At 34.4% G+C, this 22,571-nt stretch carries 23 protein-coding genes, 16 tRNA genes, 2 rRNA genes and 1 pseudogene; 4 read left to right on the forward strand and 38 right to left on the reverse strand.

Annotated elements, in window-relative coordinates:
- Window positions 1-13: 13 nt before the first annotated feature.
- Entirely contained in the window at window positions 14-1,240 is a 1,227-nt protein-coding gene (locus AC0KUU_RS27660; RefSeq protein WP_322551689.1) for a DEAD/DEAH box helicase family protein, read from the forward strand.
- Between the two features lie 127 nt (window positions 1,241-1,367).
- Here the strand turns inward: AC0KUU_RS27660 and AC0KUU_RS27665 are convergent, their stop codons facing one another.
- The 4 genes from AC0KUU_RS27665 to AC0KUU_RS27680 form a co-directional block, all read right to left on the reverse strand.
- Window positions 1,368-1,646 (reverse strand): hypothetical protein, encoded by a 279-nt coding sequence (locus AC0KUU_RS27665; protein ID WP_322551688.1) that lies wholly within the window; start codon window positions 1,644-1,646, stop codon window positions 1,368-1,370.
- 46 nt (window positions 1,647-1,692) lie between these two features.
- Entirely contained in the window at window positions 1,693-2,073 is a 381-nt protein-coding gene (locus AC0KUU_RS27670) for an FHA domain-containing protein (RefSeq protein ID WP_322551687.1), read from the reverse strand.
- 152 nt (window positions 2,074-2,225) lie between these two features.
- The gene (locus tag AC0KUU_RS27675) at window positions 2,226-3,689 is read right to left on the reverse strand and encodes a DUF5677 domain-containing protein (protein WP_322551686.1); all 1,464 of its coding nucleotides are present in this window, start codon (window positions 3,687-3,689) and stop codon (window positions 2,226-2,228) included.
- Window positions 3,690-4,499: 810 nt separating this feature from the next.
- Complete coding sequence (locus AC0KUU_RS27680) at window positions 4,500-5,489, reverse strand: tyrosine-type recombinase/integrase (protein WP_322551685.1); 990 nt, start codon at window positions 5,487-5,489, stop codon at window positions 4,500-4,502.
- Between the two features lie 514 nt (window positions 5,490-6,003).
- On the opposite strand from AC0KUU_RS27680, the gene AC0KUU_RS27685 reads away from it, so the two are divergent.
- Window positions 6,004-6,810: an FRG domain-containing protein gene (locus AC0KUU_RS27685; protein ID WP_177563337.1), complete on the forward strand. Its 807-nt coding sequence runs from the start codon at window positions 6,004-6,006 to the stop codon at window positions 6,808-6,810.
- A 66-nt stretch (window positions 6,811-6,876) separates the two neighbouring features.
- Here AC0KUU_RS27685 and AC0KUU_RS27690 read toward each other — a convergent pair whose 3' ends face one another.
- The 4 genes and pseudogenes from AC0KUU_RS27690 to AC0KUU_RS27705 all read right to left on the reverse strand — a co-directional run.
- The gene (locus AC0KUU_RS27690) at window positions 6,877-7,272 is read right to left on the reverse strand and encodes a hypothetical protein (RefSeq protein ID WP_177563334.1); all 396 of its coding nucleotides are present in this window, start codon (window positions 7,270-7,272) and stop codon (window positions 6,877-6,879) included.
- 173 nt (window positions 7,273-7,445) lie between these two features.
- Window positions 7,446-8,237, reverse strand: coding sequence for a hypothetical protein (locus AC0KUU_RS27695; protein WP_177563332.1), 792 nt, complete (start codon window positions 8,235-8,237; stop codon window positions 7,446-7,448).
- A 23-nt stretch (window positions 8,238-8,260) separates the two neighbouring features.
- A complete protein-coding gene (locus AC0KUU_RS27700) occupies window positions 8,261-9,298 on the reverse strand; it encodes a hypothetical protein (protein WP_177563330.1) in 1,038 nt (345 codons plus the stop codon).
- A 695-nt stretch (window positions 9,299-9,993) separates the two neighbouring features.
- Window positions 9,994-10,098, reverse strand: a pseudogene (locus AC0KUU_RS27705) (YHYH domain-containing protein); the annotation flags it as partial.
- Between the two features lie 815 nt (window positions 10,099-10,913).
- Here AC0KUU_RS27705 and AC0KUU_RS27710 point away from each other — a divergent pair.
- Window positions 10,914-11,474, forward strand: coding sequence for a site-specific integrase (locus AC0KUU_RS27710; protein WP_177563326.1), 561 nt, complete (start codon window positions 10,914-10,916; stop codon window positions 11,472-11,474).
- 378 nt (window positions 11,475-11,852) lie between these two features.
- On the opposite strand, the gene AC0KUU_RS27715 is transcribed toward AC0KUU_RS27710, so the two are convergent.
- The 7 genes from AC0KUU_RS27715 to AC0KUU_RS27745 form a co-directional block, all read right to left on the reverse strand.
- Entirely contained in the window at window positions 11,853-12,401 is a 549-nt protein-coding gene (locus AC0KUU_RS27715) for a hypothetical protein (RefSeq protein WP_177563324.1), read from the reverse strand.
- Between the two features lie 32 nt (window positions 12,402-12,433).
- Window positions 12,434-12,718, reverse strand: a complete 285-nt coding sequence (locus AC0KUU_RS27720; RefSeq protein ID WP_177563322.1) for a hypothetical protein — start codon at window positions 12,716-12,718, stop codon at window positions 12,434-12,436.
- A 118-nt stretch (window positions 12,719-12,836) separates the two neighbouring features.
- Window positions 12,837-13,157 (reverse strand): hypothetical protein, encoded by a 321-nt coding sequence (locus AC0KUU_RS27725; protein WP_177563320.1) that lies wholly within the window; start codon window positions 13,155-13,157, stop codon window positions 12,837-12,839.
- A 38-nt stretch (window positions 13,158-13,195) separates the two neighbouring features.
- On the reverse strand, window positions 13,196-13,819 hold the full coding sequence (locus AC0KUU_RS27730) for a hypothetical protein (protein ID WP_177563318.1): 624 nt from the start codon (window positions 13,817-13,819) through the stop codon (window positions 13,196-13,198).
- Window positions 13,820-13,855: 36 nt separating this feature from the next.
- Window positions 13,856-14,020: a hypothetical protein gene (locus AC0KUU_RS27735; RefSeq protein ID WP_177563316.1), complete on the reverse strand. Its 165-nt coding sequence runs from the start codon at window positions 14,018-14,020 to the stop codon at window positions 13,856-13,858.
- 49 nt (window positions 14,021-14,069) lie between these two features.
- Window positions 14,070-14,342, reverse strand: coding sequence for a hypothetical protein (locus AC0KUU_RS27740; RefSeq protein WP_177563314.1), 273 nt, complete (start codon window positions 14,340-14,342; stop codon window positions 14,070-14,072).
- A gap of 65 nt (window positions 14,343-14,407) precedes the next feature.
- A complete protein-coding gene (locus AC0KUU_RS27745; protein WP_177563312.1) occupies window positions 14,408-14,677 on the reverse strand; it encodes a helix-turn-helix domain-containing protein in 270 nt (89 codons plus the stop codon).
- An 874-nt stretch (window positions 14,678-15,551) separates the two neighbouring features.
- Here AC0KUU_RS27745 and AC0KUU_RS27750 point away from each other — a divergent pair.
- Window positions 15,552-15,686 carry a hypothetical protein gene (locus tag AC0KUU_RS27750; RefSeq protein ID WP_256738030.1) on the forward strand — a complete coding sequence of 45 codons (135 nt, stop codon included), beginning with the start codon at window positions 15,552-15,554 and terminating at the stop codon, window positions 15,684-15,686.
- A 237-nt stretch (window positions 15,687-15,923) separates the two neighbouring features.
- Here AC0KUU_RS27750 and AC0KUU_RS27755 read toward each other — a convergent pair whose 3' ends face one another.
- From AC0KUU_RS27755 to AC0KUU_RS27865, 23 genes are all read right to left on the reverse strand, one after another.
- Window positions 15,924-16,607: a winged helix-turn-helix transcriptional regulator gene (locus tag AC0KUU_RS27755; RefSeq protein WP_177563310.1), complete on the reverse strand. Its 684-nt coding sequence runs from the start codon at window positions 16,605-16,607 to the stop codon at window positions 15,924-15,926.
- Between the two features lie 211 nt (window positions 16,608-16,818).
- Entirely contained in the window at window positions 16,819-17,652 is an 834-nt protein-coding gene (locus AC0KUU_RS27760) for a hypothetical protein (protein WP_177563308.1), read from the reverse strand.
- A gap of 26 nt (window positions 17,653-17,678) precedes the next feature.
- Complete coding sequence (locus AC0KUU_RS27765; RefSeq protein ID WP_177563306.1) at window positions 17,679-18,470, reverse strand: hypothetical protein; 792 nt, start codon at window positions 18,468-18,470, stop codon at window positions 17,679-17,681.
- A 25-nt stretch (window positions 18,471-18,495) separates the two neighbouring features.
- The gene (locus tag AC0KUU_RS27770) at window positions 18,496-19,362 is read right to left on the reverse strand and encodes a hypothetical protein (RefSeq protein WP_177563304.1); all 867 of its coding nucleotides are present in this window, start codon (window positions 19,360-19,362) and stop codon (window positions 18,496-18,498) included.
- Between the two features lie 209 nt (window positions 19,363-19,571).
- A complete protein-coding gene (locus AC0KUU_RS27775) occupies window positions 19,572-20,561 on the reverse strand; it encodes a tyrosine-type recombinase/integrase (protein ID WP_177563302.1) in 990 nt (329 codons plus the stop codon).
- Between the two features lie 177 nt (window positions 20,562-20,738).
- Window positions 20,739-20,820, reverse strand: a tRNA-Leu gene (locus tag AC0KUU_RS27780).
- A gap of 30 nt (window positions 20,821-20,850) precedes the next feature.
- Window positions 20,851-20,939, reverse strand: a tRNA-Leu gene (locus AC0KUU_RS27785).
- 14 nt (window positions 20,940-20,953) lie between these two features.
- A tRNA-Cys gene (locus tag AC0KUU_RS27790) sits at window positions 20,954-21,027 on the reverse strand.
- Between the two features lie 32 nt (window positions 21,028-21,059).
- Window positions 21,060-21,134 (reverse strand) — tRNA-Gly (locus AC0KUU_RS27795).
- A 5-nt stretch (window positions 21,135-21,139) separates the two neighbouring features.
- Window positions 21,140-21,214: transfer RNA gene (locus AC0KUU_RS27800), tRNA-Gln, on the reverse strand.
- A gap of 28 nt (window positions 21,215-21,242) precedes the next feature.
- Window positions 21,243-21,318 (reverse strand) — tRNA-His (locus AC0KUU_RS27805).
- Window positions 21,319-21,348: 30 nt separating this feature from the next.
- Window positions 21,349-21,422: transfer RNA gene (locus AC0KUU_RS27810), tRNA-Trp, on the reverse strand.
- Window positions 21,423-21,427: 5 nt separating this feature from the next.
- Window positions 21,428-21,511: transfer RNA gene (locus AC0KUU_RS27815), tRNA-Tyr, on the reverse strand.
- Window positions 21,512-21,521: 10 nt separating this feature from the next.
- Window positions 21,522-21,597, reverse strand: a tRNA-Thr gene (locus tag AC0KUU_RS27820).
- 25 nt (window positions 21,598-21,622) lie between these two features.
- A tRNA-Phe gene (locus AC0KUU_RS27825) sits at window positions 21,623-21,698 on the reverse strand.
- A 15-nt stretch (window positions 21,699-21,713) separates the two neighbouring features.
- Window positions 21,714-21,789 (reverse strand) — tRNA-Asp (locus AC0KUU_RS27830).
- A gap of 3 nt (window positions 21,790-21,792) precedes the next feature.
- A tRNA-Met gene (locus AC0KUU_RS27835) sits at window positions 21,793-21,869 on the reverse strand.
- 11 nt (window positions 21,870-21,880) lie between these two features.
- A tRNA-Val gene (locus tag AC0KUU_RS27840) sits at window positions 21,881-21,956 on the reverse strand.
- Window positions 21,957-21,979: 23 nt separating this feature from the next.
- Window positions 21,980-22,054: transfer RNA gene (locus AC0KUU_RS27845), tRNA-Glu, on the reverse strand.
- Window positions 22,055-22,075: 21 nt separating this feature from the next.
- Window positions 22,076-22,167, reverse strand: a tRNA-Ser gene (locus tag AC0KUU_RS27850).
- A 3-nt stretch (window positions 22,168-22,170) separates the two neighbouring features.
- A tRNA-Asn gene (locus AC0KUU_RS27855) sits at window positions 22,171-22,245 on the reverse strand.
- Between the two features lie 9 nt (window positions 22,246-22,254).
- Window positions 22,255-22,370 (reverse strand): 5S ribosomal RNA (gene rrf / locus AC0KUU_RS27860).
- A 108-nt stretch (window positions 22,371-22,478) separates the two neighbouring features.
- Window positions 22,479-22,571 (reverse strand): 23S ribosomal RNA (locus AC0KUU_RS27865); the annotation flags it as partial.

The raw sequence follows: 22,571 nt of genomic DNA on the forward strand, positions 1-22,571 counted from the left end.
AAAGGTGAAAGTAATGGCAGAAATAAAAAATACAGATATAACTATAGTTGATAGCATAATGGGATCGGGAAAGACTAGCTGGGCAATTCAACATATGGAAGAGGTTGATAAGGAAGACCACTTTATTTATATCACACCGTTTCTATCAGAGGTAGAACGTGTAAAAACTTCAGTAAGTAGTAGAAACTTTAAAGAACCCTTGAATAGAGGCAAAGGAAAGCTGGACAGCTTGAAAAAATTGATATTGGACGAACATGATATAGTAAGCACGCATGCTTTGTTTCAGAATGCTGATGAAGAAGTAATTGAACTCTTAAAGGTTAGCAACTACAAATTGATTCTTGACGAAGTAATGAATGTTGTAGAAGAATTTCCATTAAATAAAGATGATTTTAAACTGCTGTTGGATAGTAATATGGTTTTTATTGATGAAACTACTGGTATTATACATTGGAATGAATCAAGCAGCTATCAAAATACCAAATACAATGAGATAAAAGTTCTTTCGAAAAGTGAGAATCTAATCTATTTTGAAAATACTGTTCTTTTTTGGTCATTCCCTGTTGCTGTATTTCAAGCTTTTAAAGAAATTTATATCTTAACGTACCTTTTTCAGGCACAAGAACAGAAATACTACTATGATATGCATGACCTAAATTATTCATATAAAGCTGTTCAGAAAATAGATGATAAGTATATACTAGTAGATCATGCAGACAAAGAACCTTACAACAAAGAACTAATTAAATCCTTGATCACTATCTATGAAGGAAAATTAAATGATATAGGTGCAGAATCATTTGCATTGTCTGTTTCATGGTACGAGAAGGAAAAGAACAAAAAGCTGGTAGAGAAAATGAAAAAGAACCTGTATTCATTCTTTAGAACACATGCAAGTACACCGGCAAAAGATAATATGTGGACAAGCTTCAAAGCACACAAAACTAAATTGAAGGGAAAAGGTTATACAAAAGGTTTCGTTTCACACAATTCACGTGCTACTAATGAATTTAAGGATAAAATTTCTCTAGCCTACGTAATAAATCGCTTCATGCATCCTTACAAATATAAATTTTTCAAATCACATGGCATTAAGGTTGATCAGGACTTATTTGCATTATCTGAACTAATTCAATGGATTTGGAGAAGCAGAATACGTGAAGAGAAAGGTATTAATCTTTACCTCCCTTCCAACCGTATGAGGACCATCTTAAAAAATTATCTGGAAAGCGAACTATAAAAACCATAAATAAAAATATTTACCTTAAGGAAAGTTTACTAAAGATTATTCTATTTTAAAGAATACCCTGCTTCTCATTCATTAAGTTTACTACTCTTGATAATTGAGTCGCAGGGAATTTTAATTATTAGCTTTCTAAGTTTCGAAGAATTCGCATTGCTAATTCTTTAATTTCTTCTTTCTCATTTCTTTTCTTTTCATAAGCTTCATCTAGCTTGCAATTGAACTCATCAAATTTTTCCTTTACCTTAAGTTCAATTTCACTAATCTTAGCTTTTGGTTCTTCGAACTTACCTAATTTTAAATACATTTTAGAATGGCTTTCATTGATTTCTTTAATTTCTTTTGTTATTTCATCAATTAACTCCATCATAGAGGTCTGATTTTTTTCAGATAAATTATCCACGTAGTTTCCTCTTCCTTTCCTGTAAATAACAAGGTTAAACTACTATTTAAAATATCGCCAAATATATACTAGGGTCTTTTTTATACTCAATCTTGTAACACCTATGAGGGAACTTTTCGTACAGCCTTCCAAAATAGTAGAAGTGATCGTCATCAATTGAAAATTTATCTACCCCATTTCCATCACTAATTGTCACAGAAACTCTGAATCCTGTTTTAACAGGGACTATTAATTTGTAATCATGAAGTGTCTTAATACCAGAAAAATTGCTGGATTCGTACGCTATTTGTATAGTATTTCCTTCATACTTTTTCAACATAATTAACGCCTCTAGGAAATAATCATTATTTTTAGGGATTTTTCTCTCCTCAAACAGTTCTTCGAGATAAAGTTCCTCTTGAAATCCTTCTATAATACTGATAGCCATAACATCACCTTCAAATAAGATTTAATAATAAAATTATAACCGATTAACCTCATTAAGCAGAAATGTTTAATTTGAATTCCTAAGCTATACTTAAAAATCCCTTTGTATTATCTTCTTATTAGAGAAATGACATAGGGATCAATTATTAATAGCTATTTAATTCTTAAACTAAAATTTGGGTATGATTTATTTATTATATCTAAAACATTATTGCATAACCTTTTCGCATCTTCAGTAACATCATTAAAATTTTGTTTCTTTTCCTTAGGAATTCGATGAAGACGATGCATAGGATTACCACATGTATCAAACACTGTATTTCGTACAGCTGCCCACTGCCCATGTGCAAAACCAGATGTCCAGTCATAGTACGCATTATATTCCTCTTTAACTTTTGCGGTCTCACTCATTTTTCTTAAATTAGTACTTTCCCAATGCCCTAAATTTATTTCTACAAACTCCTCCCATTGATCCTCACCAGCTAAAGCTTTTAATGTCTCCGTATCGATATAATTAGGCTTAATTTCCAGTTCATCAAGTTTCAAAAAAGCTAATTTTGCTTGACCTGAACCATAGGATCTATACATTTGCCACAATTCTTCATCATCCTTAATGCATAAGTAAGATAATGTAATATAACATTCTGTAATAGTTCTCAATCCTAATCTACTAAGAATGGAGGTATTGTTCCCATTCTGTAATAATTCTCCTAACACTTCGAGACAGTACATTGACAATCCGAATATAGCATCAAGTTTAGAATCAATTCCTGAAGTCCGTTTACTTAAATGAAAATGTTCTTTGAGTTTATACATTACTTCTTCATAGCTAGAAACATCCAATTTAACTTGGTTATCATTTTTTATGTCTATGTCTAAACTCCAACATGAAGTATCTTTGATTCCCTGTTCCCAAAAATCGTTAGACCAGTTTGACCCAACAATTTGACCGTCAGGCATTACATTTAACATCATCTCAATAGTTCGTATAGTAGGCCTAACGCTTCTCATATCCCCTTCATTGGGATAATAAATAATTTCTCCTACCATATTTTCAGGCATTCCTATTTTAGCATTAACTGTTAAACTATAATAAACTCTAGCCCATCGACAATCTGTTGTTTCCTGTGATTGATGATCCAAACATTTTGCAACAGCTATATAAAGTTTCTCCCACTCTTTTTCTTTGTCCTCGATTTTCAAAAACTTATGCCATACTTCCTTACCCGGTATGTTGTCAAATAAACTTAAAGGTAAAAGAAACTCTATAGCATACAACTCATTGCAAAGAAAACCTACAAATCTCTCCAATATTCCCTCTTCAAGGTTTCCAAGACTAGTCAGTGATAAATCCATTGGTCTATGTTCTTCTCTAAGATCACGAAAGAATTTAGATACTCTTCGTATCTTTTCTAAAGACTCATCTCTGTTATCTAGTGAGACGATTAAAGCAAGCCAAACATATTCAGGTAGCCTATCATTAGACCATGATACCTTATTTAAGCCTTCTATTTGCTGAAAAGGTGGAATAAGAGTTTTTCCCATTCTCTTATGACTTGCTATACTTGAGTGATCAGCTTCTTTCCTTCTCTTTTTTTCATTACTTTTTCTCCCCATATTAATCCCCCCTTACACCTTAGAACCCTATTTTATCAAAAAATGTATTATATACACAACTAATATCCTATATATATGGATTGCTTCATAATTAAAATAGTTCTTCTTATCCATAATACAATTTATATTTGTATTGTATTTATGCTTTTGCCAACATGGATTGAGAATAAGGAACACGGCTTGGCTATAAATTGCCTACCTACAAAGACAAAAATAAAATGTCAATGTAAGTAGTAGGCGAATTAATACTTTGCACACCATGGTGTATCGAATTAAGGTATCCGTATATGTATTATCTCTGTTATCGCTAGTGTTTCCACATAACAAGCTTACTGTTTCAGATGTCCCTGACAGTTTCATTATCCTGTAATTTTACGCTTTGGCTTTTCAATTACTTAATCCTTACCTCATTGTTTTAGAGGACTTAGAAAAGAAATAAATACTTATAGCTTGTCCTACGCAACCGTAGTTGCACACCCTTCCTAACGACAGCACTAAGGTAGCTTTCACCTTTCAGATGCAACAGCAACAGAGAACTGTTATATGCACCCTAGACTTAATTATTGCATCGGCTAAGTGATAACCTTTCAAGTTTAGTTTTACTTGCTGTTATTAGGCTTTCCAGCAAGCGAACAGAGTCTAAAAAAGACAGCACTTAAGAAACCTTGCATTATAAAATTTTTTTGTTAAAATGAAAGGGAATTAACTGTTCGTTATTTAGTTTTAGTAATTGCTGATTAGAATTGTTTAACGTCCAGTGAACGTATTTAACTCTTTGAGTCACCTATTCGCAGTAGGTGGCTTTTTTGTTTATAATCGTTTGTCAATTAGTTTCAAAGGTGAAAACTTTTGATGACTGTCTCTTACATCCGTGCCAAATAGATTCACGTATGTTTTCACTACTTCCATGCTGGTATGTCCTAGGATGGTTTGTAACTCAAAAATATTAGCACCTTGCTGAACACTCAGTTTGGCGAACGTGTGCCTAAATGTATGACAGCTGCATCTTACACCTTTAATCTTTGCACTTACTCCGTATCTCTCAATTCGTTGCTGTATTGCACGTCTTGTAAGAGGAGTTTCGTCTATAGTGACAAATAAGCTATCAGTTTCTACATAGCCACGAATAGCAATGTACTTCTTTAATTGATGCTTCATTTCTTTCTGAATAGGTACTAGACGTTCTCTATAGCTTTTGGCATTGCGAATGACAATTAAATTATCCTCCCAACGTATATCAGCTAGTGACAGTCCAACTAATTCATTTACACGAATGCCAGTCTCTAGAAACAACAGCATAATTGTATAATCACGAACACCTACAAACGTTTTAAGGTCTGGTTGCCGTAATAATTTATTAAGTTGTTCTTTAGTAAACGTGGGAATGATTCGCTTACGGTCTTTTAACAGCTTTGTATTTTCCATTGGATTTTTAGAAATATGCTTATGTTTATGAAGGAAGTTAAACAAGGCACGTAAAGCACGTAGACGTGTATTAATAGACACTATCTTCAAGCCTTTATAGTTACGCATATAAAGAATTACATTTTCTTTAATATGTTCTTCTGTAACGTTGTAAGGCTTTAAAAGATTAGTGTCTATTCCTTGTTCTGAAAGAAGGTTTAAAAAGGCATTTATTTCATTGCAGTAGTATTTGATGGTATACGGTCTTAAATTACGTAAATCACAGTCTTTTACGAATAGATCAACTGCTTCTTTAAAGGTTTCTACATACGATTTCTTACTTTTACGTATTATAGAAAGTTCAGCATCACTTAAAACATTCTTACGTCTAGCCATGACTGTTTCCTCCTAATAGGTTCATAATAATTTGTTCACACGATTAGAAGTGATACAGATAAAACAGACTGTACTGTTAAGAACACAAAAAAACGTCCTCCACTACTGTGAAGAACGTTGATATTACGGTATATTCAAAGTTAATTACTATTATGTATTGGTAAAGCTAAAGTACCGATGGTCGGGGTCGAACCGACACTCCCGAAGGAACACGATTTTGAGTCGAATAGTTCCTCTTTAACCACAAGTAGTTACCGTTTATTACAACAATACTAAGTAATTCTACAGTAAATGTGTCTTGTACTTAAAAGCTGTTCACACGATTAACTAACAAAATCTATTATATACCCGCTTGTCGAACTTTGCAACCCTCTTTTTTTATTTTTTATTGAGTTCTTTTAGTTTTTGTAAAGTTAATTTACTGAATAAAACATTAGCTATATTTTCATTCCATTTAGTATAAATATTGGTTAAAATTTCATTGTAACAATCAATTTATTGGGGGATGATACAAATGTGGAAAGAAGTTCAAATAAATGATTGGCAACACTATAATGAAGTTATATCTCAACTTAATTCTAATGATTGGATATATAGAGGACAGAGTTGTGTTGAATGGAAAATACAAACTTCTCTACATCGTGAACTATTAAAATTTCTTAAAACTGATAATAAAATAGGTGTAGAAATAGAAAGGAAAATGACAGCTGAATTTTTATCTTCCTTTCACCTCTATTCTTCCTACATATTTAAAGAACCTTCAAGTGAGGACTTTAATAAATGGACAGAATATCGTCTAGAAGTTTTAGCAACAATGCAACACTATGGCAGCCCTACTAGGCTGTTAGATTGGACCCATTCACCCTATATAGCTACTTTTTTTGCATTAGATGGTGCTACTGATGAATTTTGTATTTATGCCCTAAACACAAATATACTTGAAAGATGTAATACAGAAATGTTTGGTTCTGCTTATAATCATAATAAAAGCCTAGCTTTTTATAAACGCGGAACAAAAGATGAATTTGTCTTTCCATATGAACCTTATCAAAAGAATGAAAGACTCCGAAAGCAACAAGGGCTGTTTTTGGTACCTAGTGTGACAGACAAAAATTTAGATAGCATACTTGAGACTTACGATATAAAAGATGGGATGCTTTGGAATGAAGAAGTTGCATTTAAGTATATTTTTAGTAAAGAACATATTCTGGATTACTGGGCAAAGCTAAAGCAAATGAACATCACTCACGAAACAATCTATCCAGGTTTTGAAGGTTTTTGTAAATCCTTGAAGCTGAATATTTTAAACCATAAGAGATAATGGTAAATAACAAAAAAGGACGCTATACCTTCTTGAACTGGTACAACGTCCCTTTATTTATTGAATCTAACGATTAAATCTTTTTAACAATACGTTCATTCTTAAAACACTTAATTCATTATAAAAACTCTCATCTCTCAGTAACTCATTTAGTACAAACCATTCTTGCTGTCTTACTTTTGTATGCTGTAGGATACCTATTTCACATAGATGTGTTGCTAAATCATAATGAAAATTATAATTTCCATCTACATTTTTGGTTAACTTCATTAAATCAACACAATCGCTAAAATTAACATTTTCCATAACTTCTAAATCAAACGTAAACTTTTTTAAGTCTTCTAAATTATATGCTTCATGTTCTCCCCCATATTTATGGAAATGATTTAATACACTATCCAATAATTTTAAGTGTTCTTCATTTAATTTGTACTTATCCATCAATAATTCTGCTAATGTCATTTTGCTTTACCTTCCTTTTCTATATTTATCGTTTTAATAAGGTAATTGCATTTTGCTTTAGCTTTAGGACATTCCAAATAAAATAAAAACAGCTGCCACTGTCGTTAAAACAGTAACACCTGTCAAAGTTTCATTAGGCAAAATTTCATTAAATCAAACGTTATTAACGAATTTTACGTGATTATTAGTGGTAAATGTTCTCTTGCTAGTTTATCTAAGTTGGCTACAATTGTTATACATTTCGCTTTATATGCTTCACCCCTTTGATAAATTTCCTTCATTTTCAGAGGGTTGTTAGAATCATCATTAGCTAACTTTCCTGCGATTGCTGCTAAAGCCTCTTGTTCAATCATCATATACTTCTCTCTAAGATTTTTATATTCATTAGCCTCTTTAGCCTCTGTGGCCTTATGTGCTTTCAATATTTCGAAGGCCTTATCACCCCAATTTATCATATTTGTAATTTCCTGAAGAACAATACTGATTTGGTGTTTTAGAAACAAAATTTGTGTATCCTCTTTCAATTTATCAATTTCTTTAACAAATTCAGTTAGTTCTGTAAATCTCTTTTCTGTTTCTATGCGAAATTCTTTTGTTTCTTTACGGTAATCCTCCAAATCTTTACGTGATTTTGCCAATTCTACTTTCTCTTTCGAAAATTCGCTAATGTAATTTTTAGCTTTCCCAATAACTTTCTCTGCATCTTCCATCTTTTTCTGTGCTTTTCGGTTAAGGTAACCTATAAATAAACTCACTCCAGTAATGATAATTGCAACTACAGCAATAGCTACACTAGTTACCGTCCAGAAATTAGAGATACTGTCATTTAGAAATGATATTTGATGGTCCTGTAGGGAAATAACTTTTTGTTCCATATCCTTAACAAGTCCATCACTTTTCTCCACCTGTTTTTTTAACTCTTTTATTACTTCTTCATTGTTTTGAACTGCATTCAATAAAAACATATTTCTATTCCCTTACTTTCTCCTTATTTTTTCCCTACAGGAACAACATACCAAGTTGAACCCACTTCCTCAGCAAGTGCATTTGCTTCTTCTACTTTATCGTTATAGCTATCTATTTCATCACTGTATTCTTGAGATTTCACGTCATAGTCATCGACAAGACTATTGTACTCATCAACCATTTGTTCATAATCTGCATACAATTCTTCAGGTATCCCATAAGGATAGTCTGTTTCATAACCATTTATTTGTTCTTCTAAGTCTTCTGCCTGACTTTTTAAATCTTCTAATTCAGTTGTATAATCATTTATCTCACTCTTTTGTTCCTTTAATGCCGTTTCATACTTTTCTAATTTCACTTCATCGTCGTGATGCCATAGCTTTTGGCCACCAACTAAGACTAGGTTAACAATTCCAAACGCAAGGCCTGCAATAACCAATGTAGCAACTATACGAACTAGAGGAGATAGACCACTTAAAAATTTTGAAAATCCTCTCTTACTGGTCTTTTTCTCTTGCCTTGTCTGTTCCGTTTGCCCACTTTTAGAAACAATTTCATACTCATCAGATACAGCAGGCGTGTGTTTGACTAGTGAAGTAATGAATAAGCCTATATTAAAAACTTCAAAAGAACCATGCGAAGTATCCTCAGATACATCTTCGGTTAGACGTTTGACTGCATGAATAGCCAACTTTTCTATGTAATTACCAGTCCTATATTCTGCTAGAACATTTCTATACTCTTCATAAATATTTGTATGCAATCCATGAAGTTCTTCAACAGCTTTATCACTGGAATTGGTCTGTTCTTTTAATGCTGCATAGTAATGGATATGCATTTGTTCTAATACCTTAATTGTAATGTCATCTGAACTAAACTCACTGACAATGAACATAGTTAAAGCCATTATTTCAATGACTAAAACTTCTTTACTAACTTCAGGAAGCCCCACTAAATTTCTTTCATCTTCTATAAAGTCCAGCGTACTTCTACGTACTAGATGAAAAAGTATTTCCCCCATTTCCTCCTCTGTTACTCTTACTTTCTTGTTAATAGACATATAATCCCCCCCCAAAAAAACCCGTTAATATTATTTAGGTAACTTACTAAAAATAGGTTTTATTACCCCTTCTTTTATATACTGATTTCTAATTAAGTTAATTACTGTAATTATACACTGTATTAAGATGGGTGAGATGAGATAAGGTAAATTAAAATAAAAAAGTGCCATAACTATTACAGCTATAACAATCTTTTAACTATACATATCTCAACTTCTCTATAGAATGCCTATTAGTAGTTTTAGAATGAAAAGGCTTCCATTATTCCTGTAATTACGGTATATTTAAATTGGCATTTCAATTATATGAATCTTCAGTTGTAGAACCAGTTACCGTTAAGGTTACTGGTTTCTTTTTTGTAGCTTACTGTAGAAGTGAATTATTAAGGCAAGTATGAAGTTAGTTCTAATTACTTCATAAACTTAATCTCTGCATATTTTTCACATTAAGTATATCTACATAAATAAAAAAGTCTTTTAAAAAAACCACGCAAAAATTTTTACGCAGGAAATGACTTTTTATAATAGGTGAAATCTTTAATACCCCTTATTGCTTACTAGAATTGTTTAACTATCCACCAAACGAGAAGCCAAAAGCCTATACAGACACCTAGTATTAGTACAATCTCTATAGGTGATAGGTCAGCAGTGTCGTCAGACTCTTCCGGTTCTTCATACCCTTCTTCCTCTTCTTCAGGTTCGTCATGGTAATGATACTCACCATATTCAAGCCCCCACTCTTCGCAATTGGTGTAACAGGTGTGCCCTCCGTCTTCATCAGTTCGCCCCGGATGTGCAAATGTAATTTCTTTAGTGAATAAACAACTTAATAGAAATAGAAATGTAAAGATAGCCACCTTAAATATACCCTTCATTAGTCCCCAGCCCTTATACTCGTTTTTATATTTATTATACAGTAGGCTTTATGGAAAATTACTAATTTTACAAGGTAGCCAAAAGGTAGTTTATTACAATTGAAGTTACAGAAAAGTCGTGCATATATTTTACGTGTAGCAGACCGACTACCCTGATACCCCCGCCCTACCCATGGGGGGCTTCCTAGTTTTATCCTGTTATCATACGTTCATTCCTGTATCAATATTGTTATGATGCTATATTGCTGCTTGCTTCTTTTGTTTTTTCATTTGCTTCTTTTCCTTTGTTCATTGTCATTGTTCTATTATCTTCCATTATCCTATGTATGTATGCGTGTGTATGACTGGTGCAGTGTGGTGGCCGGCGTCCGTATGCCTTGCCTATCTCCTATCCTTTTCTGCATTGGGGTGATACGTGGTAGTTGTATGGTAATGGTAGTACAGCTGGTGTAGGTGTATATGGCCGTCTATTCTACTGCATCATATTAGTACAGTGGTATGTGGTGGTAATAGCTGATGGCCACGTATAACAGCCTTAAACCTGTATTCAAGATGGATTTCTAATAGTGATATTTCTTAGAATAATGGCTTTAAATCAATGTAAGAAAATACATAAAAACATACATTCGTTTCACTTTAAATACTGGATTTATACGAAAATAGGTGCTATTATAAATTCATCAAACAAAAACATACATTCAAAACGTTGATTTTACTCAGGTGAGGGGAACTAATTATATATGACAACTACAAATCAAGTTAAAGATGTACAACCTATTAGAAGCGTAGAAAAGTTAAATGATATGAAATGGTCACTTAAAAGACACTGTTCAGAACGTGACTACATTATGTTCTTAGTGGGAATAAACACGGGCTTACGTGTAGGCGATTTATTAAAACTCAAAGTAAAAGACGTAAAGGGGAAAAAAGCCGTTACTATCAAAGAAGGAAAAACTAATAAGCCACGTAAAATACAGTTAACTAACATTTATGATGAATTGCAAGCCTATATTAAGACAGTTTCTAGTGAATGGCTGTTCCCTAGTCGTAAAGGTGATAAGCCTATCACAACCACACAAGCGTATAGACAGATGAATAAGGCGGCTGATATGGTGGACATTCCTGACGGTATAGGAACCCATACTATGCGTAAAACATTTGGCTACTGGTTTTATAAACAAACTAAAGACGTGGCTAAGTTACAGCTTATCCTTAACCATTCACATCCTAAAATTACCCTTCAATATATCGGTATTACAGACGAACAAATAGAAGATACTTTAAATAATTTCGTACTGTAATAAAACAAGTCCTTACTTCATCGGTAGGGGCTTTATTTAAAGTTCTTATTATAGGAATAGCTATACTTAACCTTACTTAAATACCTCTTAATTAAATTGTGCAAAATCTATTTTATAGCGTGTGATTATAGCTGTGTCTGATAGCCGCTAAACCCTTGATAATACGGGCTTTATCCCTTTAAATACTGGTATTATAGCACGCATATGTAAATATATTCATTTCGGTAGCTGGGTCTGTACAGAAGAAGAAAGCAGTTTCAACGCACAAATTTTCATAATCAGTCCTGTTCATTTGGTCGTCGGCTTTGCGTATTTTCTGTCAGGTGTTCATCCAGTATCAGTATAAAAAAAAGAGAAACAGCCCTATAGCCATTCCTCTTAATCACCAGTATTATTTTCTTCTACTTCTTGTTCACCTTGTTCTTCTAACAGCTTCGTAACTTCTCTAGCCAGTCTTAAAATCTCTCTTATGTCTTCAAGTTTCTTGTCTTTATTCCTTACAGTAGTGTGCACACCTTTATCCTTTAATTCAATTCCTAAATGCTGCCCCCACCAAGTTAATTGTTGTGAAGACACTCCTAAATACTCGCTTATCTCATAGGCTGAATACCCTACACTAAGTAACTGTACACCGTTGGCAATAAGTTCAATTTCATTATTATCTTTCTCAGCAAGTTTACGTTTAATAGTCATCCTATGAGACCTACCAGCCGTGCCAATTCTATCGAATACAGAAGATTCACATTCATGGCGTAGGATAGTGCCATTTAAGTTAATTAAATTGTGTGGCTTATCGAACCATACTTTATTACAGCCGTCACAATAATGACTTATTACTGCTTGTGGGCTTATATAATTTTCTACGGGCTTTATGTTCACATTGGGGTAAGTTTCTCTTAAAAGCTGTGTGTATTCCTGATTTGTCATTTTAGTTCCTTTAGGTAATTTAACTATATTACTTACCCCTTTTTTAATAAGTGCTTAGTTTCTTTTAATTTCTCTTTACGAGTAACAGTAGCCAGTATTGTACATGCTGCATCTAAATACAGTTTATTATGTTCCTTTACTCCGAATCTACCTTTATTGCGTACTAGCTGCACCTTCTGATAAAAAACTGTCCCATCTGCATAAGTTACTTTTACATTCTCCGTTTCAGCCGTTAAAGTATCCTCTATACCGTATTTATTAAAGCCTACTTGCTGCCGTCTAGCTTGCCCTAGACGCTTAATTTTAGGTTCAGTCATTCCTTTACACTCCCTTAGTTTAGTTAGCTGTTATCTATCTGTTTTTGTGGCATTTTTTCCAACATTAAGAACCCCCACTATTAAAGCAGGGGCCTGTTTATAACGTTCAATTTAATTTTCAATAAATCTTACGTTGAATTTCTTGTTGTCTACGTAGCTTTTCTGCATATTCTTGTCTTTGGCGTTCTTTAATCTGTTCTTTAATTGTAGATTCTTCTATACGTTTTGCCATACTTGCAACCATTGCTTCTTCATCTACTCCGACGCCTTTGCCTTTCGTGTAAGATGATAAACTAACCTTTTCAATACCATTCTTTTCGATGTACTCCACACTTGCAAGACTGTAAGCAATCTGCATAGAAGGTGGCATTTTCATAACCGTTTCACGTGCTTGTTCATTGTCCTTAGCTAATTTTTGTACTAATTCTTCGTTTAACATGTCTTATTTCTCCTTTAGGCTTGATTTATCAATTTAATTTATTTGCTGACTTTAATAGAGGGCATTTCAGGGAAGAAGCGTGTCCAGTTGCCACCTCTATACCTACCCCAGTCAATCTGTAATAGGCGTTCGTCGTGAATAGTATCGTTAAATGCTTCTTGCACATCTGCTGGTAAGTCTGTGTGTACTTGCTTACGTAATTCAGTTCCTGCTTCAATCATTTCATTAACAGCTTTTTCAACTGCTTCGTTATATACAGCGAAGGTGGTACTTACTCCGCCTCTATCTTTTCCTATTGCATCTCTAAACTGTGGGAAGAACTTCACTTTTAGTTGTAAAAATTCTTCTCCCATTTCTTGTATAATATAATCAATAGTTTTAACTTTAGCTGCAATTTCATCGGCTAACATTCTGCTATACACATACTCCGTAGGGTTGTCTTTGAATGCCTCCATTTCAGTCACAGTTTTAATATGCTGTTCTTGGAGGTCTTGGCGTTCTTTCTTAAACGTTTCTAAACGGTGTACCAGTGCTTCTCTTTCTTCTTGGTAAGCCTTAGCTACTTTCTTAGTTTCAGTGTAAAATTCAACACTTTCACAGAACTTGTCAAATACTTCATGGTTAACTTTAAAAAATGATTCTTCTGTTAGTTTCATTGTCATAGTAAATCACTTTCCCCTTTAGTTAGATTATTTTGGTTAGCTAATTCTCTTAACTGTCTCTAATTCAAAATCTGTAAAGTCTATTTTCCGTAAACCGTCACAGATTTTAGAATAATAAAGTGGACTAAATTCCACCTCACCGGCTTCGATAAGTCGTAAATCAATAGGATGTAACTTGCATTTAGTAGCAAATGCTTCCACTGTTAATCCCCTGACAAGCCTAATGTGTTTGATATGCGTATAGTCGAATTTATAATGAATGTTCATCACAGCTAACACCTTCTTTTCCTTGATTTTGCGATACTATCACCTTTGCATAAGATAAAGCTTGAATCAGGGTTTCTTTTTCGTGTAAATTGCATTCTATTTCATGTACGGCTTGTTCGTGGGTTTGCTTTTGATAATTCAATTCACCCAACTCATTTAACACCCGTTCTATTTTCTTATTCAGTTCCTCTTCAGTTCCTACATGGGCTAATATTGCATTTCCTAAACTAACTATTTTCTCTCTCCTTGCTGCCACCTTCAGACCTCTCTCCTGCTTTTTTTAGGGTTGTTTACGTTTGTTCTCGATGTATTTGCTGTATTTTACCCTTTATACCCTCGTAGCTTCTTATATTCAATCAGTGTTTTGATGCTGTATAGTTCATGCTGGGAAATTCTGAGACGTCTGATGGCTTGTTTTAACTTTGCCTCATAGAAAGGAGTGAATTGAATTTCGTTTCTCTCTAATTTCCCAACTGTTGAAGTGTCCAATTCCATTAGCTTTCCTAGTTCTGCTTGTGTCTTATTTCTCATTGTTCGAATAGGCTTAATGTATTCGTAAGTTAATTGATTGTTTCTATATACGTTAGGCATGTTCTTACACTCCTTTCTTTTAGTAAAAGTAAATTCTTATTTTGGGAATCACACGTAAAATAAAAGGCGATGTTTCAATAACACCAGGCCTTCACAATGTCCATTAAAAATAGGGAGTAACACATATCAAGGACTAAAAAAGAAAGCAATTGAGTAAATAAATCACCATTCAATATCGTAGCGAACAGGAAAGGGAATGATTAACCGTTTCATTATCCACCTCACCTTTATAGGTACGGGGAACATAGCTGTAACAGGTATTTTTTCGAATTAGTTGAGATTTTTTCTGTATGGCTACATTTCATTTTTTAAACCCAGCTTTGACTGTTTAGGAACTGGGTCATAACTTCATTTGCTATTTCATTGTCTTCTAATAACATGCCGGTTCGTAAAAGGGTACGTCTTGTGAAAGTTCCGTTACTATATCCATCAGAACTAAGTTCGTCTAAGTTTCTGTAGACACTTTACCAATAATTTTTTATCCATCCTTTCTATGTTGTTTTTGTCTTACATGAAGGTAATTGCATTTATGAAGTAAATTAGGACAAATTATTTTTTAATTTTTTTAACCTGATACTAAACAGTGTCCAAACATACATATAGCATTTGAAGCCCATACGGACTGTATAACAAGTCTTTTTCATTCAACAACCAAATACATTGTTCACTCATTAAACGTGTTATTCAGGTCAATCTGAGAAGCCTTTTTGAGATTGCGAAAAATTTTTCAACTCCAAAATTTTAAAGAGTGAAAAAAGGAGAGTGAAATTTATACAATTTAATGTAGATATGCGAAAAGTATAGTAGGGGAAAAAATACTAACTGCTAAAAATGCTATTTTCAGTTCATACTAATATAAAAAGGAGGGACTTTTATGTATGAGTTATTGAATGGTATATCTAATGTTGTGGCAGATGCTTCAAGGATTATTGTGGTGCTAATAGCCTTATTCATACTTATATTTGCTTTCTATGCTTTTCGTTTATCTAGGAAGGCAAAGAAACGTTAACCGTCATACATAACAAAAAACCCCCTGCAAAATGCAGAGGGCAATTATGAAATAACATTAGAAGAATAATCCCAACTATTAAATCAAACACACACTTTTTGTTACACATTTGTTACTCACATACTCCTCACCTTACATTATTAGTTATCCCTTATCTTAATTGATTAGTAAAGAGTATTATTCCCGTTGTGAAGACAGTATTTAATTCGTTAGTTCAACCCCACTTCGCACACTTTTTTATAAAAGAATATAGGAAAGTTTCTTTTTAATTTGTCGAAGCATACGTCTAACTTGTTCATGGTGATTAAGTCCGATTGTTTCAGCCAACTCCAAATAACTAGCATCAGGATTTTTATAAATCTCCCGCAACAAGTGCCTTTCTTTTTCTGTTAACGATTCATTATTTAGTATTTGCGTAACGAGATGACGATTCACAATATCTTCTTCAATATCTATATCATTTGACAGGTATTCTGCCGTTTCAGGTAACAAAGGCAATAACTCAGCTTCAAACCCACCTTTTTTAGTTTGAAGTTTTCGGGTTATGTCTGTTCCCCTACGTTTCCATGCAAGTAATAATGTTTCATAGAAATAAAAATCCCCATAGTGGTTATAAGCATCACATAGCTTCCATGCTTCCTCAAAAAAAACACTTTCAAAATCTGCATGGGATAAACGTTTCTTTTTCCATTTCTTTTCCCAAGAATATGCCTTCTGTCTAATTGTAAAATTTAATGTCTTTAAAAGCCGCAACTGTGTCTGTTTTGAACGAGTAAAAGCATATTCTTCCCAAAGTTTTTCTATCTTCAAAATGTAATCAATTTTATTAGGATTTCGAAGTTTCAAACCATCCTTTTTTTGTTCGATAAATGAACGTGGTTTTAATTCATCATGTTCAACCTTTTTAAGTAAATATGTCATTGTCCCTCACCTCTAGCGTTTTCTATTTGCTAGTAATGCAATTGCATTCCAGAAGGATTTTAGGACAATTCATATACTATTAAACTTTCCAAAATAAAAATGGCTAACTAGGAATGTAACTCCCTTGCTGATGGGCACATACCTTCAACTCTGCCTTTACCAGTATTTTCTGTAATTCCTTAGCACTTTTCTTTACGTAAAGTACTACTTTTTACAGAATTTCTTTTCCATACTGTTCAAGTTTTTCATCGATTTTCAATTTTAGTTCAGCACTGTAACTTGATAACCATTGTTCGCTTTCCTCTAATTCGTTACTTACATTTATTACACAGGCTGAGAAATTTTCATAATGAAAATCCTCTTTAAAGTCTAACTCTTCTCCTTTGTTAGCCACTGCCTGTAAACAATAATCGTAATATACATCTGATAAATTTGATTTACGTAATAAAGTTTCATTTAGCTTTTGTTCTAATTCATCAAACGAAGACTTTATTATTTTATATAAATCAATGTCAATCTGTGAAACTATTTCTATGAATTCATATTCTCTATCCTTTAGTTTGTAAAGGTAAAACTCATTTGCTTCTTCATATGATGTAAGAAATATTTTCACTTTATCACTTACACTTAAAGAAGAATCTTTTTCAAAAACCTTAAGTTCAATAGCCCACCCTCCAATCTTTATTGAAACTTCTACAAAAAAATCACTTACTTTTCTATCTAACTTATGTAATGCAACAATTTTTTGAGGTATTAACTTTAAGGCTTCTTGTTCCCTCTGTGCTTCAATAGTTGCCTTTACACCTTCTAGAGTTATTTCTCGTTGTGCTAAGATGGTACGCTTTACGCCTTCTAAAGTTATAAGACCACCTACTAGACCACCTAATATGGCACAGAAAGACACATATACGTCATTTAAATCTGTACTTCTCCCAAGCAATGCAACGCAGGATACATATGAAAATACGAATGCAATTATTACGAGTATTATCATATAGTTTATATTGATTTTTACTGTTTTTTCATTCTCCTTTGTATCTTCCAACTAATTCACCAACTAATCATGTTTTATTAAGAATAATCTCCGACAGCAAGTTCTTGTTTTAAAAGCAGCTTTATTTCATTTAATATCAGTGATAATTCACCTAAACTTAACACCATTTCACCTTCAGGAATTTCAGTTTCATAACTAGAATCATATCTACAAAGTATATAAGCAATATAATTACGTAATCCACCTATAAACTTGTGCATCTTTATTGATATATCATCAGGTATATAAAGCAAATTTGTCATTAGGAAGCTTTTTAAAGATTTTATCTTTTGATTTAACTCTAACAATACACACTCTGCAATTATTTTCGACTTCTCGTCTATATATTTATTAGTATCTAGCCCATTAAAATCCTGTATTTTAGACATCAGAATATTTTTTGTTTCCTCATCTAAGGAAAATTCCGATTGTTCTAAAAGGTTTATAATTACTTCGTAATCCTGTTGAGGATTCAATTTAGCAATTCGTTTGTCAAAGTGAGGAAAATGCTTAGGATTAACCATCTCTTTTAAGCGATTCAGGATATTTTGAAACAAATTTATCCTATGCCAAATTGTGTAAGAATCACTATATAATTTTGGATAGATTTCATGTCTTTTGGTAGAGTATAATGAAAAGTCATGAATTCTCCTATCAAAATCAATTTTCCTGTTTTCAGCCTGAACAGCAATTTCAGCATTGAATAAAGCTAATTCTTTATTGAAATGGTGAGTTATTTTTTGTTTTAGAAGTGTCTGCATTCCTAAAGTAGCTAGACTTGAAACTATTCCACTTGTAACTACAGCTGTTGCAATATTTTGAAAGTCCATACTATCCCTCAGCCCCAATAATAATTTATTCTGTAAGTATATTACAGAAAGTATTAAACAAGCTACTACTCTGAAGGAATAAAGATGAAAATTTTTCCGATTTTTCATACCCTCGAATATCTGCTACTACTGTCTTATCAATCATCTTCTTAACCGTGCCCGTGAAGTACTTAACTAACGTTGTTTTTATTTTGCCCTTTTTATAACTCCTAATGCTTTGCTTAAACGCATCTATTGCGGTACCTGTAATAATTTTTTTATCTAAATTAAGTTGTCGTGTATCTAAAAAGACACTTTTCCATAAGTCTTCAATAGTTAAAGCACAATTAAAATATGGTGTAACTACTTGTACAAACTCATTAGGAACATATTTTGCCGTATATGTATGGTCTAATGATTGTTCCTTAGTTTTATTTAACTCTTTTTCATGATACTCAGTAAATGACTTTTTCTCTTTACGTATATTATTATTTATTTGATTGTTAGTTTTAGAAAGACTATTAGCTTTAGGGCGGTTCAAGTTTTCCTCTTTAGGTAGTTCAAAACGATTAAATACATAGACATTAGCAGACTGAGAACCGTTCTTTCTTTGTGTTTCATGGATATGTAATAGCCCCAATTCTTTTGCTTTTGTCGCCATTCTTTTAAAAGTACTTCTTGAAATACCTGCACCGTCTCTTTTATAGGTAGCTGACACAACTGTTCCAATTTTTGCATTACATACCCCTACTATCTTTGCAGAAAAACGAATAAGGCGTTTTAAAGCAACTAGTTCTGATTTTGTAAACTGTTTTTTTATTTCAGTCATCCACTGTTCAATATGATTATTAAAGTCTTTAGTATCTCTAAATTGTGATAATTGCTTAAATCCTTCAATATTTCCTGACTGCATTTTATATTTCCCCCATGTTTATAAACCGAACAACTACCAGTTGACCCCCCATTAGAAAAGGCAATACTTAACAAGCCTTGCATCATCTAATTTTTTTCGATAGAATGAAGGTTAATTAAAGCTGATAGTGTTCAGCTATTCAGTTTTATACGAGTGTTTTCTTTGGGTCACGTACTAGTAATACGTGGCTTTTTTCTATTGATAGAAATTCAAATACGCTTATTTAATACTTTTAAAGGTGAAAATTCTTTATGTCTTTCCCTTACATCAGTTCCAAAAAGATTTACGTACGTCTTAACTATTTCCATGCTTGTATGTCCTAAAATAGCCTGTAATTCAAAAATATTAGCCCCCTGCTGAACACTTAATTTAGCAAACGTATGTCTAAAGGTGTGACAGCTACAGCGTACATCTTTAAGTTTTGCTTTTTCCCCATATCTTTCTATTCGGGTCTGAACTCCACGCTTTGTTAACGGTGTGCCATCCACTGTTACAAATAAGGCATCACTCTCTACATAGCCACGAATAGCAATGTACTTTTTAAGCTGATTTTTCATTTCTTTCTGAATAGGAACTAACCTTTCCCTATAACTCTTAGCTTTACGAATACATAACAGCCTATCTTCCCAACGAATATCAGCTAATGACAACCCAACTAACTCATTTACACGTATTCCGGTTTCAAGAAATAACATCATTACTGTATAATCACGAACACCCGTAAATGTTCTTAAATCAGGCTGACGAAATAACTTGTTAAGCTGTTCTTTTGAAAAGGTAGGAACAACCTTTTTTCTATCTTTTAGCAACTTGATATTCTCCATAGGATTTTTAGGAATGAGTTTTTGCTTATGCAGGAAATTATAAAAAGCACGTAGGGCACGTAAACGGGTGTTAATAGTGACCACTCTAAGCCCTTTATAGTTACGCATATACAGAATTACGTTCTCTTTAATATGTTCTTCAGTAACGTTATAGGGCTTTAAAATTTCAGTATCAATTTCCTGTTCCCTGAGTGAATTAAGAAATGCCTGTAATTCATTCAGATAGTACTGGATAGTAAATGGTCTAAGGTTCCTTAATTCACAATCCTTAACGAATAAATCGATTGCTTCCTTAAACGTCTCAACATGGGATTTCTCTTTCTGTTCAATAATTGCTAGTTCATAATCGTCTAAATTGTTACTTCTTCTGGACAACTAAAAACCACCTTCCCTAAGTACGAACACGATTTTAAGCACACGATTGAAAAACTGCACTTCAACGAAAAAAGGCAAACAAAAAACGCCCCTACAAAACTGTAGAGACGTTGGATTAACGTTGACGTTACTTAATTCTATTGTAATTACGGTATGTACTAGAGAGTAAAGCTAAAGTACCGATGGTCGGGGTCGAACCGACACTCCCGAAGGAACACGATTTTGAGTCGTGCGCGTCTGCCAATTCCGCCACATCGGCAAAATAAAAAAGGCAAGTTAAAATTATAAATGGTGCCGAGGGCCGGACTTGAACCGGCACGGTAGTCACCTACCGCAGGATTTTAAGTCCTGTGTGTCTGCCAATTCCACCACCCCGGCAGCTTGTAAATAAATGGAGGCGGCAACCGGATTTGAACCGGTGATAAAGGTTTTGCAGACCTCTGCCTTACCACTTGGCTATGCCGCCATTTACTCAAGACTAAATAACTTTATTAAAATTGGAGCGGAAGACGAGGTTCGAACTCGCGACCCCCACCTTGGCAAGGTGGTGTTCTACCACTGAACTACTTCCGCATATATGGCTGGGCTAGCTGGATTCGAACCAACGCATGACGGAATCAAAATCCGTTGCCTTACCGCTTGGCGATAGCCCAATATTGGAACATGCATATCGTTTATAAATGGGGCGACTGATGGGAATCGAACCCACGAATGCCGGAACCACAATCCGGTGCGTTAACCACTTCGCCACAATCGCCACGTATATATGCAATGTTATTTTTATAATTGGCAGGGGCAGTAGGAATCGAACCCACACTGACGGTTTTGGAGACCGTAGTTCTACCTTTAAACTATGCCCCTGTAAATGGTGGAGGGGGGCAGATTCGAACTGCCGAACCCGAAGGAGCGGATTTACAGTCCGCCGCGTTTAGCCACTTCGCTACCCCTCCACAATAACTGTGGTGCCGGCAAGAGGACTTGAACCCCCAACCTACTGATTACAAGTCAGTTGCTCTACCAGTTGAGCTACACCGGCATTTTAAAAACAACTGTTTTTAAAATGGTGGCTCGGGACGGAATCGAACCGCCGACACAAGGATTTTCAGTCCTTTGCTCTACCAACTGAGCTACCGAGCCTTATTAAATTTAAAATGGCGGTCCCGACGGGAATCGAACCCGCGATCTCCTGCGTGACAGGCAGGCATGTTAACCGCTACACCACGGGACCACTTGGTTGCGGGGACAGGATTTGAACCTGCGACCTTCGGGTTATGAGCCCGACGAGCTACCGAACTGCTCCACCCCGCGATGATAATATATGGTGGAGGATGACGGGATCGAACCGCCGACCCCCTGCTTGTAAGGCAGGTGCTCTCCCAGCTGAGCTAATCCTCCGTTATTATGTAGATAAAAATAAATGGTGACCCGTACGGGATTCGAACCCGTGTTACCGCCGTGAAAGGGCGGTGTCTTAACCGCTTGACCAACGGGCCACTGTGCTAATTAAATAAAAATGGCGGAGAGCAAGGGATTTGAACCCTTGAGACAGCGTTAACCGCCTACACGATTTCCAATCGTGCTCCTTCGGCCACTCGGACAGCTCTCCAAATGGCTCCACAGGTAGGACTCGAACCTACGACCGATCGGTTAACAGCCGATAGCTCTACCACTGAGCTACTGTGGAATAATAACAGCCTGGCAACGTCCTACTCTCACAGGGACAAAGTCCCAACTACCATTGGCGCTAAAGAGCTTAACTTCCGTGTTCGGTATGGGAACGGGTGTGACCTCTTCGCTATCGCCACCAGACATATTATATTATACATGATTTCCAAAAGAAAGCAAGACTTTTTTAAAAAGTTTTGTTCTCTCAAAACTAGATAACAGTTTGCTGAGTAAAGCTTACGCTTTTAAAGTTTGGTTAAGTCCTCGATCGATTAGTATCAGTCAGCTACACATGTCGCCACGCTTCCACCTCTGACCTATCAACCTGATCATCTTTCAGGGATC

The organism is Priestia sp. ST2, from assembly GCF_055810735.1.